The organism is Streptomyces sp. NPDC053750, assembly GCF_044544295.1.
Taxonomy (GTDB): Bacteria; Actinomycetota; Actinomycetes; order Streptomycetales; family Streptomycetaceae; genus Streptomyces.
This window is the reverse complement of record NZ_JBITXB010000002.1, coordinates 438,625-451,662: the sequence shown is the minus strand read 5'-3', so window position 1 is coordinate 451,662 and position 13,038 is coordinate 438,625. Positions and strand designations below refer to the sequence as shown.

The 13,038-nt window shown below is 71.8% G+C and carries 15 protein-coding genes; 3 read left to right on the top strand and 12 right to left on the bottom strand.

All coding sequences use genetic code 11. The features are described from left to right. Positions 1-10: 10 nt before the first annotated feature. Positions 11-226: a hypothetical protein gene (locus ACIGO6_RS07490; protein WP_399872640.1), complete on the bottom strand. Its 216-nt coding sequence runs from the start codon at positions 224-226 to the stop codon at positions 11-13. A gap of 109 nt (positions 227-335) precedes the next feature. After that, the gene (locus ACIGO6_RS07485; RefSeq protein WP_399872637.1) at positions 336-797 is read right to left on the bottom strand and encodes a DUF2269 family protein; all 462 of its coding nucleotides are present in this window, start codon (positions 795-797) and stop codon (positions 336-338) included. A gap of 206 nt (positions 798-1,003) precedes the next feature. Here ACIGO6_RS07485 and ACIGO6_RS07480 point away from each other — a divergent pair, with 206 nt between their 5' ends. Next, the gene (locus ACIGO6_RS07480) at positions 1,004-1,972 is read left to right on the top strand and encodes a GlxA family transcriptional regulator (RefSeq protein WP_399872634.1); all 969 of its coding nucleotides are present in this window, start codon (positions 1,004-1,006) and stop codon (positions 1,970-1,972) included. A 69-nt stretch (positions 1,973-2,041) separates the two neighbouring features. On the opposite strand, the gene ACIGO6_RS07475 is transcribed toward ACIGO6_RS07480, so the two are convergent. The 4 genes from ACIGO6_RS07475 to ACIGO6_RS07460 all read right to left on the bottom strand — a co-directional run bounded on the left by ACIGO6_RS07475 (position 2,042) and on the right by ACIGO6_RS07460 (position 5,501). Beyond that, positions 2,042-2,305 (bottom strand): DUF5133 domain-containing protein, encoded by a 264-nt coding sequence (locus ACIGO6_RS07475; RefSeq protein WP_399872631.1) that lies wholly within the window; start codon positions 2,303-2,305, stop codon positions 2,042-2,044. Between the two features lie 185 nt (positions 2,306-2,490). Beyond that, a complete protein-coding gene (locus tag ACIGO6_RS07470; protein ID WP_399872628.1) occupies positions 2,491-4,260 on the bottom strand; it encodes an ABC transporter ATP-binding protein in 1,770 nt (589 codons plus the stop codon). 148 nt (positions 4,261-4,408) lie between these two features. Further along, complete coding sequence (locus ACIGO6_RS07465; protein WP_399872626.1) at positions 4,409-4,945, bottom strand: hypothetical protein; 537 nt, start codon at positions 4,943-4,945, stop codon at positions 4,409-4,411. Between the two features lie 28 nt (positions 4,946-4,973). Next, positions 4,974-5,501 (bottom strand): ATP-binding protein, encoded by a 528-nt coding sequence (locus ACIGO6_RS07460; protein ID WP_399872624.1) that lies wholly within the window; start codon positions 5,499-5,501, stop codon positions 4,974-4,976. 180 nt (positions 5,502-5,681) lie between these two features. On the opposite strand from ACIGO6_RS07460, the gene ACIGO6_RS07455 reads away from it, so the two are divergent. After that, positions 5,682-5,909, top strand: coding sequence for a DUF397 domain-containing protein (locus tag ACIGO6_RS07455; protein ID WP_399872621.1), 228 nt, complete (start codon positions 5,682-5,684; stop codon positions 5,907-5,909). Positions 5,910-6,049: 140 nt separating this feature from the next. Continuing rightward, positions 6,050-6,970 (top strand): helix-turn-helix domain-containing protein, encoded by a 921-nt coding sequence (locus tag ACIGO6_RS07450; RefSeq protein ID WP_399872618.1) that lies wholly within the window; start codon positions 6,050-6,052, stop codon positions 6,968-6,970. Positions 6,971-7,064: 94 nt separating this feature from the next. Here the strand turns inward: ACIGO6_RS07450 and ACIGO6_RS07445 are convergent, their stop codons facing one another. The 6 genes from ACIGO6_RS07445 to ACIGO6_RS07420 form a co-directional block, all read right to left on the bottom strand. Then, entirely contained in the window at positions 7,065-7,883 is an 819-nt protein-coding gene (locus ACIGO6_RS07445; protein ID WP_399872615.1) for an SAM-dependent methyltransferase, read from the bottom strand. 146 nt (positions 7,884-8,029) lie between these two features. Further along, the gene (locus ACIGO6_RS07440; RefSeq protein ID WP_399872613.1) at positions 8,030-9,310 is read right to left on the bottom strand and encodes an ABC transporter substrate-binding protein; all 1,281 of its coding nucleotides are present in this window, start codon (positions 9,308-9,310) and stop codon (positions 8,030-8,032) included. After that, positions 9,307-10,440, bottom strand: a complete 1,134-nt coding sequence (locus ACIGO6_RS07435) for a branched-chain amino acid ABC transporter permease (protein WP_399872610.1) — start codon at positions 10,438-10,440, stop codon at positions 9,307-9,309. The genes ACIGO6_RS07440 and ACIGO6_RS07435 overlap by 4 nt, the downstream gene beginning before the upstream one ends. Further along, a complete protein-coding gene (locus tag ACIGO6_RS07430) occupies positions 10,433-11,332 on the bottom strand; it encodes a branched-chain amino acid ABC transporter permease (protein WP_399872608.1) in 900 nt (299 codons plus the stop codon). The genes ACIGO6_RS07435 and ACIGO6_RS07430 overlap by 8 nt, the downstream gene beginning before the upstream one ends. Then, on the bottom strand, positions 11,329-12,156 hold the full coding sequence (locus ACIGO6_RS07425) for an ABC transporter ATP-binding protein (protein ID WP_399872606.1): 828 nt from the start codon (positions 12,154-12,156) through the stop codon (positions 11,329-11,331). The genes ACIGO6_RS07430 and ACIGO6_RS07425 overlap by 4 nt, the downstream gene beginning before the upstream one ends. Next, on the bottom strand, positions 12,153-12,944 hold the full coding sequence (locus ACIGO6_RS07420; protein WP_399872603.1) for an ABC transporter ATP-binding protein: 792 nt from the start codon (positions 12,942-12,944) through the stop codon (positions 12,153-12,155). The genes ACIGO6_RS07425 and ACIGO6_RS07420 overlap by 4 nt, the downstream gene beginning before the upstream one ends. Between the last annotated feature and the right edge of the window lie 94 nt (positions 12,945-13,038).

Below are 13,038 nucleotides of genomic sequence, written 5' to 3'. Positions count from 1 at the left end.
GTCGGTACGCCTAGTGCGGGCGCGGGCCCGGCAGCAGGGCGGTGCGCTGCCAGCCGGCGCCGGGGGACGGCCTGCGTTCGGGTCCGGGCAGGTGACCGGGGGAACGCAACGGGCGCATGACCACCTCCAGCTCGCTGCTCACGCGCTCTGCCTCCCGCCGCACCTGCGCGGGGACGTCACCGCATTCGGCGACGAGTCGGTCGTAGATGGGGGAATCCTGGAACACCCGTCAACGTGCCTTTCGTGTCGTCCGCCCCCGTACGGAGGCGCGACTGAGCAGTCTAGGCGCCCGTCCACCCCCTCGTCTCCCTTCCGTCCAGGAGGAGACCGACCGCTCAGGCCCCGGTCGTGGACCCGGGACGGACGATCATGAGCACGGTGACCGTGGCCCACAGCAGGTTGAACACGCCGGTGAGCATGGCGAGCCGCGCCGTCCGGGCCCGTGCGACGGGCTGCCGTTCGGTCAGCTGCTCGAGGAGTTCCTCCTGGCGGGGCAGGACGAAGGCGACCAGGAGGCCGGCGGCTGCCGCGGTCAGGGCGATGGACGCGATGAGCCACGCGTCCGACAGCACACCCATCGCGACCGCCGTGGCGAAGCCGAGGACCGGCACCGCCACTCCGAGCCCGGCGTAGACACGGCAGATGCGGTGCAGCAGCCGGACCGTCCCCACGTCCCCGGCCCCGTCGGGAAGGCCCACCCGGCGGGCGGCCGGCGGGAACATGCTGGCGGCGACGGTGACGGGCCCGACGGCGATGATGGCGGCCAGGACGTGGAGGGACAGCAGGAGCTTGGTCATCGGTCGGGACTCCGGAAGGCAGGATCGGTCGATGCGGTGGGAGCCACGCTAGGAAGCGGCCGGGTGATCGCCCAGAGGCTGAAACGACAGCTTCCAACGGGTTCTCGCCAACGCCCCCACCAGGCCTTGCCCGGCGTCCAGCGGGCCGGGACCGGCGTTGTACGGGCCCTTCTGCATCCGGCGGGAACCCGCCTATCGTGGCGGCCATGCACTCCGTGACGATCCTGGTCCTCGACGACGTGGTGCCGTTCGACATGGCGGCGCCCATGCAGACGTTCGAATGGACGCGGCTGCCCGACGGGCGCAGCCCCTACCGGGTCCGGCTGTGCGCGGAGACCCCCGAGGTACGCACGGACGGGCTCGCCCTCCGTATCGACCGGGGCCTGGAAGCTCTCGAAACCGCCGACACGATCATCGTGCCGGGGCGCAACGAGGAGTCCGGCCCGCCCTCCGAGCGCGTCCTGGCGGCCTTGCGGCGGGCGGCCGGTGCCGGTACGCGGATCGCATCGGTGTGCGTGGGCGCCTTCGTCCTCGCCGAGGCCGGGCTGCTGGACGGGCTGCGCGCCACCACGCACTGGATCGCCGCCGGGGAACTGGCCCGCCGCTATCCGCTCATCGAGGTGCAGCCGGACGTGCTCTACGTCGACAACGGGCAGATCCTCACCTCGGCGGGCGCCGCCGCCGGTCTGGACATGTGCCTGCACATGATCCGCCGGGACCTGGGTTCGGCCGTCGCCGCGCACGCCGCCCGGATGTGTGTCGTCCCGCTGGAACGGGAGGGCGGGCAGGCCCAGTTCATCGTGAACGAGCACCCTCCGGTCCCGCGCGGCTCGGACCTGGAACCGCTCCTGGAGTGGATCGAGGACAACCTGGCCGACGAGATCACCCTCGGGGCGATGGCGGCACGCTCGGGGATGAGCGAGCGCACCTTCAGCCGCCGGTTCCGCGAGCAGACGGGCACCACTCCGCTGCAGTGGCTGCTGCGGGCGCGGGTGCGGCGCGCCCAGTACCTGCTGGAGAACGGCGACCACTCGGTCGAACGGATCGCGCGGCAGGCGGGGTTCGGCTCCCCCACGGCGTTCCGGGAGCGGTTCCGCCGGGTGGTCGGTACCACCCCGTACGCCTACCGCGCGGCGTTCCACGGGAAGCCGGCCGCCGTGGTGGAGCAGTCGTAGGGCCCGTCTCGCGGGCCGTACCGGTGTGTCCGGCCCGGCCCGCGAGACGGGCCCCGGGGTGCGACGGTGTCACACGGCCAGCGACAGGCCGCTTTCCCCGTCCGGGTTCGCCGCGCGGGCGGCCTCGGGCTGCTGCCCCTTGGCGAGCAGCAGCGCGTCCGCCTTGGCCACCGCGTCGTGGATGCTGGTCGCCGCCATCATCACGCACAGCGTGTAGCTCACGTCCGCCAGTTCGCGCGCCGTCGCCGGCCTGTCCCGCTCCGCCTGAGCGATCCGCAGCGACGCGTACCGCGTCAGCAACTCCCTGACGACCTTCGGGTCCGGTTCGAGCACGAAGCGCCCCTCTCTCGATTTTCGCTGCGTATGCCCGGACACGGCCGGAACATGCACACCATGCGCGCCCCTGCTCGCGATTGACCAGATTCCGCCCCTTCCTGTCCGTCCTTCACCGCGAACGATCGGCGTACAGATCGGTGCCTTGATCGAGAGGGCTCCCCTCGGGCCGCGCGAGGCCGCGGTCAGGCGACCTGGCCGCTGTGCAGTGCCGTGTACGCCCCTCCCCTGCCCAGGAGTTCCTCGTGGGTACCGGTCTCCTGGATCCGGCCGTCGCCCATCACCACGATCCGGTCCGCACCCCGCACCGTGGAGAGCCGGTGGGCCACGACGAAGGTGGTGCGTCCGCGCAGCAGCCGGGCCAGCGCCTGCTGCACCAGCGCCTCCGAGCGGGTGTCCAGCGCCGAGGTGGCCTCGTCCAGGATGAGGACCTTGGGGTCCCGGATCAGGGCCCGGGCGATGGCCAGGCGCTGGCGCTGCCCGCCGGACAGCCGCGCGCCGTGCTCGCCGACCAGGGTGTCGAGGCCCTGCGGCAACCGGTCGGTGAACTCCAGCGCGTTGGCGTCGCGCAGCGCCGCGCGCACCGTCTCCTCGTCGGCGTCGTCCATGCCGTAGGCCACGTTCTCCCGGATCGTGCCGTCGAACAGGATCGACTCCTGCGGCACCACCGAGACGAAGCGCCGGTACGTGCGCAGGTCGAGGGTGTTCATGTCGGTGCCGTCGAGCAGCAGCCTGCCCGAGGTCGGACGCAGGAAGCCGATGACCAGGTTGAGCACGGTGGACTTGCCCGCGCCGGACGCCCCGACCAGCGCGACGGTCTCGCCGGGCTCGACGGCGAGCGTGAAGTCGCTCACCGCGGGCCGCCCGTCGCTCTCGTAGACGTGCCCGACACCCTCGAAGGTGACGGCGCCGCGCAGCGAGGTGAGCTCCGCCTTGCCCTCGTTGTCCTCGAGTTCGGGGGCCTGGAGCACCTCGCCGACCGAACGGACGGACTCCAGGCCCTTGGTGATGACCGGGGCCAGTCCCGCCAGGGTGGTCGTGGAGTTGGTGAGGGTGGTCAGGAAGGCGCTGAGCATGACGACGTCGCCCGCGGTGACGCCCCAGACGTCGTGGTACGAGACCAGCGCGGCGCCCGCGAGGACCAGCACGCCGAGGATGTTGAGCACGACCCAGGACAGCGAACCGAAGCGGCCGTTGACCAGGTCCAGGCGCATCCCGGAGGTCAGCAGCCGGTCCAGGGTGCCGTCCATGCGGCGCAGCGCCTTGCCCTCCAGGCCGTGGGCGCGGGTGACCGGGATGAGCCGGGTCATCTCCGTGACCCGCGAGGACAGGGTCTCCACCTCGTGGCGGAAGTGCTCGTTGTGACTGCGCAGCCGGGCGCGGAGCCGGGCGACGAGGAGGGCGGCGGCGGGCACGACGACGAGGAAGACGGGCAGGAACTCCGGTGTGCGCACGGCGATGATGATCAGACCGCCGGTGAGCACGGTGAACGCGCCGAGCCCCGTCTCGGCGGTCTGCTGCACCATCTGCTCCACCGTCTCCACGTCCCGCACCACCTTGGCCTGCAGGACGCCCGCGCTGACCCGCGAGTGGTAGCCGATGGAGAGCTGCTGCATGCGGGTGCACAGCGCGGAGCGCAGGGCGGTGCCCATGCGGCGCACGCTGCCGTACAGGAGGCGGACGTAGAGGAGGTGCAGCGGGTAGTTGACCACCAGGATGAACATGATGATCCCGGTGCTGGTCCACAGGTCGCCGATCGGACCGTGCTGGACGACGGTGTCGATGATCGACGCGGTGATGAGGGGCAGCAACCAGACGGGGCTGTGCTTGACGGTGAAGACGGCGACCGCACCGGCCAGATGACGGCGGTCGGCGCGGAACAGATAGAGGAGCGTACGTATCGGGTGTTCGCCCCGGTAGCGGTGGTCGAGCGGCTTTTCGGGCGGCGACGCCATGGGCGTGGTCCTCCAGGTGACCGAATGGGGCAAGCGCTTTCTTCCCGCGCTTTACTACCCCGTCGGCCAGGAGTACGCCACACCGTTCCGCAGGTCGGGACGTCGGAGGGGGAGACCCGCGCCTTCTCCCCCGTGGAGGGCGCGGGTCTCAGTCTCCGAGCGTGCGGGCCAGTTCCGACGTGGCCCGCGTGATCTCGCTGTCGTCCTCGGCCAGCAGCCGCTCCAGCTCGTCCCGCCGGGCGCGGACGGCCTGCCGCGCCGCACGCTCCCATGCCACGGGGTTCTCCCGGTGGTTGAGCAGCTTGGGATAGGCGGTGGCCGTGGTCTCCCACTGCCGGGCGTCGGCGATGTTCTTGAGCAGCTGGATGATCTGCGCCCGGCAGTTCACCTGGGGGCGCTGCGCCAGTTCCCACAGGAACGGCACGGTCGCGGCGGTCGCCTGTTCGACGACGAAGCCGTACTGGCAGATGCGTTTCCGCAGATCGTCGAGGGCGGCCCGGGCGGTCTCGGCGTCACCCCGGGCGACCTTGTGCAACAGCCGGGGAATGGCCGCGGCGGAACCGCTGGAGTCCTGGATCTCGCTCCAGGGCACCCCGTCCAGGCCCGCGAGGGGGGCCGAGCCGGGCGGCGACGTCTGCCCGTTGATGCGCTGGGTGCTCGGCTTCGGTGTCGGAACGCTGCGCATGGTGTGGGGCCCTTCCGCGGCAGTCGGGTCAGGTGAGGGGGCCGGTCGGCAACGTGGCCCAGACGGTCTTGCCCGCCGGAGGTGTCGGGGTCCAGCCCCAGTCCTCGGCGAGGGCGTCGACGATGCACAGGCCGCGTCCGTGCTCCCGAAGGGCGGAGCCGTCGGACGGGCCGAACTTGGGCGCGCTGCCCCCGGGGTCGGAGACGCTGAGTGTCAGGCGCCCTGCGTCCAGGGCGAGTCCCAGCCTGACCTCCGGCAAGCCCGCCGCCGCCGACGGCACCGCGTGGGCCACGGCGTTGGAGGCGAGTTCGGTGATCACGAGGACGGCGTCGTCGGCGTGCCGGTCGAGGCACCAGCCGCTCAACGTCTCCCGCGTGAAGACCCGGGCGCGGGCGAAGCCTTCCCCGCTGCATGCGAGGCGCAGCAACGCGGCCCGGCGCGTCCGACCGACGGCCGGCAGCGCCGCGCTCGGGAGCCCGCCGAACCGGCTCACCATGCCTGCCCGGGACAGAGCTTCGCCGGGCGACCGGAGCATGGGGTGCGCAGGTGACGACACGGCATCTCCCTGATGCGACGTCAGGACGGGGCATCGACCGAGGGGTTGACGCCGGGGCTATTATCCACGCTGACAGCGCTCGCGTGCAATTGCACGAGAAATTGCGCGAAAAAAATCGGATGGGAGCGCTCGGGGACCGACGGGACTCGGTCCGCTCCCCCGAACGGCAAGGAGACCGCGGTGCCACCAGTGCGCAACGGAGTGCAGGCCAGCTCATTGGACGCCTGCTGGAAGAAGAGTCGGCACAGCAACGCCGAGGGCAACTGTGTCGAGGTCGCTCTCGTGGACGGAGGCATCGCGATGCGCAACTCCCGTGATCCGGACGGCCCCGCGCTCGTCTACACCTCCGCGGAGGTGGCCGCCTTCCTGGCCGGGGCGAAGGAAGGCGAGTTCGACCACCTGCTGTGACCACCTGCCGTGAGGCGGAGCGGAGAGCGCGATGCGCGCCAAGCGGAGGCCAACTACCCGATTTCCACGGGCAGATGCGGTGGGCACCGGCGGGATGAGATAGTGTGTTCTTCAAGTCTGCCGGTCTGCTGGGAGTCAGGATGTCCGCCGCGCCGCATCGCATCTCCCGCCTCGAACCCTATCTGGACCGGGCCGAGCCCGCTCCGACTCTGCTGAAGATGCTCGTCGGCGTGCAGCTGGCGGGCTTCCGCGAGGACGCCGGCCTGTCCCAGGACCAGGCGGCACGCGAGCTGGGGTTCAGCGCGGCGAAGCTCTCCCGTATCGAGTCGGGCAAGAGTCGCAGGCCCCCCACGGAGACCGACGTCCGGGCCCTGCTGGAGCGGTACGGCACGGATCCTTACGAGGCCTCGGTCCTGCTCAAGCTGTTGCAGCGCGCCGGCGAACCGGGGTGGTGGCAGCGGTACGACAAGCGTCTGATGCCGGAGTGGTTCGACCGCCTGGTCGGCCTCCAGGAAGCGGCCGCCACCATCCGGACTTTCGAGATCCAGTACGTCCCGGGCCTCCTCCAGACGGCGGACTACACCCGCGCCGTGGTCGAGCGGGGGCTGCCGAACGCACCCGCGGCCGAGGTGGGCCGGCGGGTCGAACTGCGCATGCGCCGGGCGAAGCTGCTGGACCGTGCCGACGCGCCGCAGCTGTGGGCGATCATCGACGAGTCGGTGCTGCTCCGGGTGCTGGGCAGCCGCGAGGTCATGCGGGACCAGCTCGCGCATCTGATGGACATGGCGGCGCGCCCCCATGTGACCCTGCAGATCGTGCCGTTGGACGTGACCCACGCGTCCGCGCCCGCGATACCGATCACCTACCTGCGCTTCGGCGGCATCGATCTGCCCGACGTGGTCTACCTCGAGCACATCAGGAGCGCCAACTTCCTCGAGGACCGCGACGAGACCGAGGAGTACCGGGTCGCGCTGGACCGGCTGGCCGACGAGGCGCTGACTCCGCGGGAGTCACTGGAGATGCTGCGCGAGACCATGGCGGGGCGCTACGCGGCCAAGTGAGCCGCCAGAGGTAGTCGACGTGCAGGACACGCAGGACAGAGGAAAGAGGCCGTGCGCGTCGCTCTGCTGCTCGCGCACGGCCCTCAGGCGTGTGTCAGCGCAGTCGGCCGAGACCACCGAACTCGATCCACTCGTCGGTCATCTGACGCGGTGCCACCTCGTTGTCGGGGCGCCAGGTGGACACCTCCACCAGACCCGGCTCGAGGATGTCCATGTCCTCGAACCACGCCTCGACGTCCTTCGGCTCGCGGACCCGGCCCCAGTGCCCCTGGGTCGCCTGGTCCATGAACTCGGTGACGAACTTCCGTACCTCGGCGTCCTCGCTGACCAGCTGGCACATCACCGCGTAGCTGCCGGGCACGAGCCGCTCGGTCACCCTGCGGACGACCGCCGTCGGGCCGTCGGTGTCACTGTCCGGGATGCAGTGGAAGACCGAGTTGAACAGCACCGCCACCGGCTGCGAGAAGTCGATCAGCCGCTGGGTGTCCGCGTGGGAGAAGATCTCCTCCGTCGAGCGCATGTCGGCGTGTATCACGGCCGTCCGGTCGTTCTGGTCCAGCAGGGCCCGGCCGTGGACCAGCACCATCGGATCGTTGTCGACGTAGACGACGCGGGACTCGGGGTCGATGCGCTGGGCGACCTGGTGCACGTTGTCCTGGGTGGGCAGGCCGGAGCCGTGGTCGAGGAACTGGCGGATGCCGTAGTCCTCGGCGAGGGTCCTGACGACGCGCTGCAGGAAGCGCCGGTTGTTCAGCGCCAGGCGACGGGTGCTGGGAACGACCTTGTCGAGCTCGCCGACCGCCGCCCGGTCGGCCGCGTAGTTGTCCTTGCCGCCCAGGTAGTAGTCGTACATACGCGCGGCCGTGGGCACCTTGGCGTCGATCTCCGTGGACAACCGCTTGTCGGCTTGCATCGTTCCCCCAGCTCCGTACCGCGCCAACTGGACTGGCATGACAGAGAGTACATCCTAGGGACCTGGTGGTCAGCGAAACCAGTACTCGGATCGAACGGCCGTCAAGCTGCTTGCGCAGCAGGCGACTTGACGGCCGTTCGGCCGGTTCAGCCCTGGGCCGACAGGTAGGCGTCGATCCCGGGCGCCTGGTGGGCCTCCTCCACGCCGACCAGGCCGCCGACCGCCTTGGCGTCGGGCTTGAGCACATAGGTGGACCGGCTCGCCGGCTTGGACACGTCGGTGAAGTTCTGCGGCGTGCCGAGGCCGGTGTCGGCGTTGCTCTGCGAGCGGTGCGCCTTCACCACGTCCTCGCGGGTGAGGCTGCCGCCCTCACAGGCCTTCTTCAGATCGGCGCCCATCAACTGGGCGGCGTTGTACCCGGAGAGCACGCCGGAGTCGACCGGCTGACCCGGGTACTTCTTGTTGTAGGAGGCGACCATCTTCTTGACGCCCGGCAGGTCGGAGCTGACCGCCGGTGCGGCGCTGGCCACGTGGACCATGGCCTCCAGCGCCGGCGCCGCGGGCGTCTTCATCAGCTGCGGGGAGTAGCCGGGGGCACTGCTGACGATCGGCACCTTCAGGCCCCGGGCGGCGGCCACACCGGCGAGGGAGGCGGTCTGCGCCGGGCCGGCGCTGATCAGGATCGCCTTCACCCCGGCCTTGCTCAGCGCCGACACCTGCGCGGTCAGATCGGTGTCCGTCGCCTTGATCTTCTGGCCGACCACCTTCATCCCGGCCTGTTCGGCGGCCCACTCGGAGCCCTCCAGCGCGTTGGCGCCGTAGTCGCCCTCGAAGTACACGTGGCCGATCGTGTCGCCCTTGGCGACCTTCTTGGTACGGGTGAGGAAGTCGACGGCGGCGATCATGTCGAGGTCGTAGGTGGTGCCGAGGACCTGGACGGAGTCCTTGCCGAGCAGGGAGGCGGCCCAGGCCTGCGGGAAGGTCAGCACGTGGTCCCGTTCGATGTCGTCGAGCAGGGCCGCGACCACCGGCGAGCCGATCACCTGGGGCAGGGCGACGACGTCCGGGGAGATGTCGGCGTAGGCGGTGACCGCCTTCTGCACGTCGTAGCCGTGGTCCTTGACGACGATCTCGACCTTGCGTCCGCAGATGCCGCCCGCGGCGTTGGTCTCGTCGGCCCACATCTGCTGGGCCTGCACGATGCTCTTGCCCAGGGTGGCGTAGGGGCCGGTGAGGTCGGTCAGCGCGCCCAGTTTGATGGCCTTGTCGCTGACTCCGGGGCCGGCCTTGACGCCGTCGGCGCCGTCGCCGGTGCTCTTGCCGTCCGCCTTGGTGCTGCAGGCGGTGCCCGCGAGCAGCACGGCGGCCAGTGCCGCGGCCAGGGCGGCGGTCCGGGTGGTGCGGGGCCTGGTGTGCGTGACGTTCACGGGGTGTGCTCCTTGGCTCGTGCGGTGGTGTCCGGGATCCGGGGCGCGGGCCCGGTGGCGGGAGGGTCGGTGACGGGTGGCCGGCGGCGCAGGCGGGCGCGGGTCCGGCGGGCCAGCCCGTGCAGGCCGTCGGGGGCGTAGAGCAGGATCACGACGATCGCGGCTCCGTAGAGGTAGCGGGAGGCCTCCGTCGGGCCGATCGTGCCGTCGCCGGAGCCGGGCGTCGCGACCAGCGGCAACTGGTCGGCGTAGCGGGTCATCAGCAGGGGCAGCGCGGTGACGAAGACGGCGCCGGCGGTGGCGCCGGCCACGGAGCCGAGGCCGCCGATGACGATCATGGCGAGGTAGTCGACGGAGAGGGCGAGGGAGAAGTAGTCGGGTACGACGCGGCGGAAGGAGAGCGCCAGCAGGACGCCGGCGAGGCCCGCGTACATCGAGGAGACGACGAACGCCGCCGAGCGGTACTTCGCCACGTGCACGCCCATCACGGACGCCGCGGTCTCGCTGTCGCGCAGCGCCACCAGGGCGCGTCCGGGGCGGCCGCGCAGCAGCCCGCGCGCGGTGAACCAGGTGAGGGCGAACAGGGCGAGCCCCAGGTACCAGAGCCGTTCCTCGGCGCCGAACGGCACGCCCAGGACGGTCAGTTCGGGGTCGGACTCGGCGAAGGTGAACCCGCCGAGCTCCAGCGGCGGCACCGAGCTTCCGTTGAAGCCGCCGGTGACGGAGTCCGCGGTGAGCAGGACGTGGTGGCCGAGGAAGACCAGGGCGAGGGTGGCGACGCCGAGGTAGATGCCCTTGACCCGGCCGGCGACGGGGCTGAACAGGCCGCCCGCCGCGCCGGCGAGCAGGACGGCGAGGACGAGGGCGACGGCGGGCGGCAGGCCGGGGCCGGGCTCGCCCGCCAGCCATACGTAGCCGTAGGCGCCGACGGCGAGGAAGAAGGCGTGCCCGAGGGAGAGTTGTCCGGCCGTGCCGCTGAGCACGCCCAGGCCGACGGCGCCGATGGCCGCGGCCATGGAGAACAGGCCGATGCGCAGCCAGAAGGCGTCCAGGTAGAAGGGCAGGGCGCACAGCAGCAGGGCGGGCAACAGGAACCCACCGCGCTTGAGGGCGGAGAGGCGGTCAGACACGGGCCGCTCCCTTCGCCGCGAAGAGGCCGGCGGGGCGCACCAGCAGGACGAGCACCATCACGGCGTACGGGGCGACGTCGCCGAAGCCCTCGCCGAGGACGTGCAGGTCGGACTGGTAGCCGGCGACGAAGGCCTCGGTGAGGCCGATCAGCATGCTCCCGACCAGGGCGCCGACCGGGGAGGCCATCCCGCCCAGGATCGCGGCCGGGAAGGCCTTCAGGGCGATCTGCCCGGTGGTGCGCTCCAGTCCCGGCGCCGGGAAGGCGACCAGGAACACCGCGGCGAGGGCGGCGAGGCCGCCGGCCAGGCACCAGGCGACGGTGCGCACCCGGGTCAGCCGTACGCCCATGAGGGCGGCGGCCTCGGCGTCCTCGGCGGCCGCGCGCAGCGACAGACCCCAGGGGGTGAAGCGGAAGAGGGCGAAGGCACCGGCGATGGCCACGGCGGACACCAGGATCGCGGCGATGCGGCTGTCGGCGACGGTGACGGGGCCCAGGTCGGTCACCGAGTCGCCCCAGGGATCGCCGAGCGGCAGCAGGTCGCCGCCGATGCGGCGGGCCAGGTCGGTCACGAGGACGATGTCGATGCCGATGGTGACGATGGTCTGCACATGGGCCGCGTGCGGGTCGCCTCCCCCGACGCGTTGCAGGACCAGCCGGTCCAGCACCCCGGCCGCGGCGGCGGTCACGAGGACCGCGACGGCCAGCGCGCCGGCGAAGCCGAGGTCGTCGTGGAGGACGGCGACGAGGTAGCCGCCGAGCAGGAGCAGGGAGCCGTGGGTGAAGCTCAGGACGCCGGACGCCTTGAAGATGGTGACGAAGCCGAGGGCGATCAGGGCGTAGACCGAGCCCAGGGCGAGCCCGTTGAGGAGGTTGTCGAGGAAGCCGGTCATGCCGCGTCCTCCCCGGTGCCGTCGGTGGTGCCGGTGCTGTCGGTGCTGTCGGTGCCCAGGTAGGCGCGGAGCACCTCGGGGTCGCGCCGGACCTCGTCGGGGGTGCCGTGGGCGATGGCCTTGCCGAAGTCGAGGACGGTCACGTCGTCGGCGAGCCGCATGACCAGGCCCATGTCGTGCTCGACCAGGACGACGGAGAGGCCGAGTTCGGCGCGGACGTCCCGGACGACCTCGGCCATGCGGATGCGTTCGGTGGCGTTCATGCCGGCCACGGGTTCGTCGAGCAGTAGCACACGGGGCTCCAGGCAGAGGGCACGGGCGAGTTCGACCCGTTTGCGGTCGCCGTAGGAGAGCAGGGCGACCGGTGCGTCGAAATGAGGGCCGAGACCGGTGAGTTCGGCGAACTCGCGGGCCTTGGCGAGGTGTTGGCGCTGTTCGCGCACGGCGCGCGGCAGCCGCAGGGCGCTGGCGGCGAAACCGGCGTGGGAGAGGGCGTGCCGGCCGAGCATCAGGTTGTCGGCGACGGTGCCCTGGGTGGTGACGATGTTCTGGAAGGTGCGGGCCACCCCGAGGGCGGCGATCCGGTGCGGGGCGAGCCGGGTGAGCTCGGCGTCACCGAGCCGTACGGTGCCCCCGGTGGGCCGGTACAGGCCCGACAGGACGTTGAAGCAGGTGGACTTGCCCGCGCCGTTGGGGCCGATGACGGCGTGCACGCTGCCCGGGGTGACGGTGAAGGAGACGTCGTCGAGGGCGACGAGGCCGGCGAAGCGCACGGTCACGTTCCGGACCTCGAGCACGGGGGGTGCGGCGGTACGGGTGGTCACGCGGCCCCCTTGCCGTCGGTGCCCTCGGTGGTGTCGCCCAGGTAGAGGCGGCGTACGGCGTCGGTGCGGGCGAGTTCGCCGGCGGGGCCGGACAGCCGGACCTCGCCGACCTCCAGGACGTGGGCGTGGTCGGCGAGCGCCAACGCCATGCCGGCGTTCTGTTCGACCAGCAGTACGGCGGTGCCCTGGGTGTTGATCTCCCGGACGACCTCGGCGATCCGGTCGACCATCAGCGGGGCGAGTCCGAGCGAGGGCTCGTCCAGGAGGAGCAGTCGGGGTGCGGCCATCAGGGCGCGGCCGATCGCGAGCATCTGCTGCTCCCCGCCGGACAGCAGGCCGGCGGCCTGGCCGGTGCGCTCGGCGAGCCGGGGGAAGAGGGCGAAGACGCGGTCCCGCGCCTCGCGGACCTGGGCCGGGGCGCGCCGGGAGAGGCCGAGACCGCCGGCCCGCAGGTTCTCGTCGACGCTGAGCCCGGCGAAGACCCGCCTGCCCTCGGGCACCTGGACGACTCCGGCGCGTACGGCGGCGACGGGGTCCCGGCCGTCGAGGACCGTGTCGCCGTAGCGGACGCGGCCGGCCGTGATCGCGCCGCGGTGCAGGCGCAGTGTGCCCGACACGGCCCGCAGCAGGGTCGTCTTGCCGGCTCCGTTGGCGCCGAGCAGGGCGACGACACCGCCGTGCGGGACGGTCAGGGACACGGAACGGAGGGCGGACAGTGCGCGCCCGTACGTCACGTCGAGGTTCTCGACGTGCAGCGCGGGCTCGCCGTCCGGTGGTGCTGCGGGCATCGCGGCTCCTTGGGACCGTGCCCGAGCGGCACGGTGACGGGTGAACGGGGGAGCTCACGACAGCACGGGCACCGACGGCCGTACAGGGGGTCCG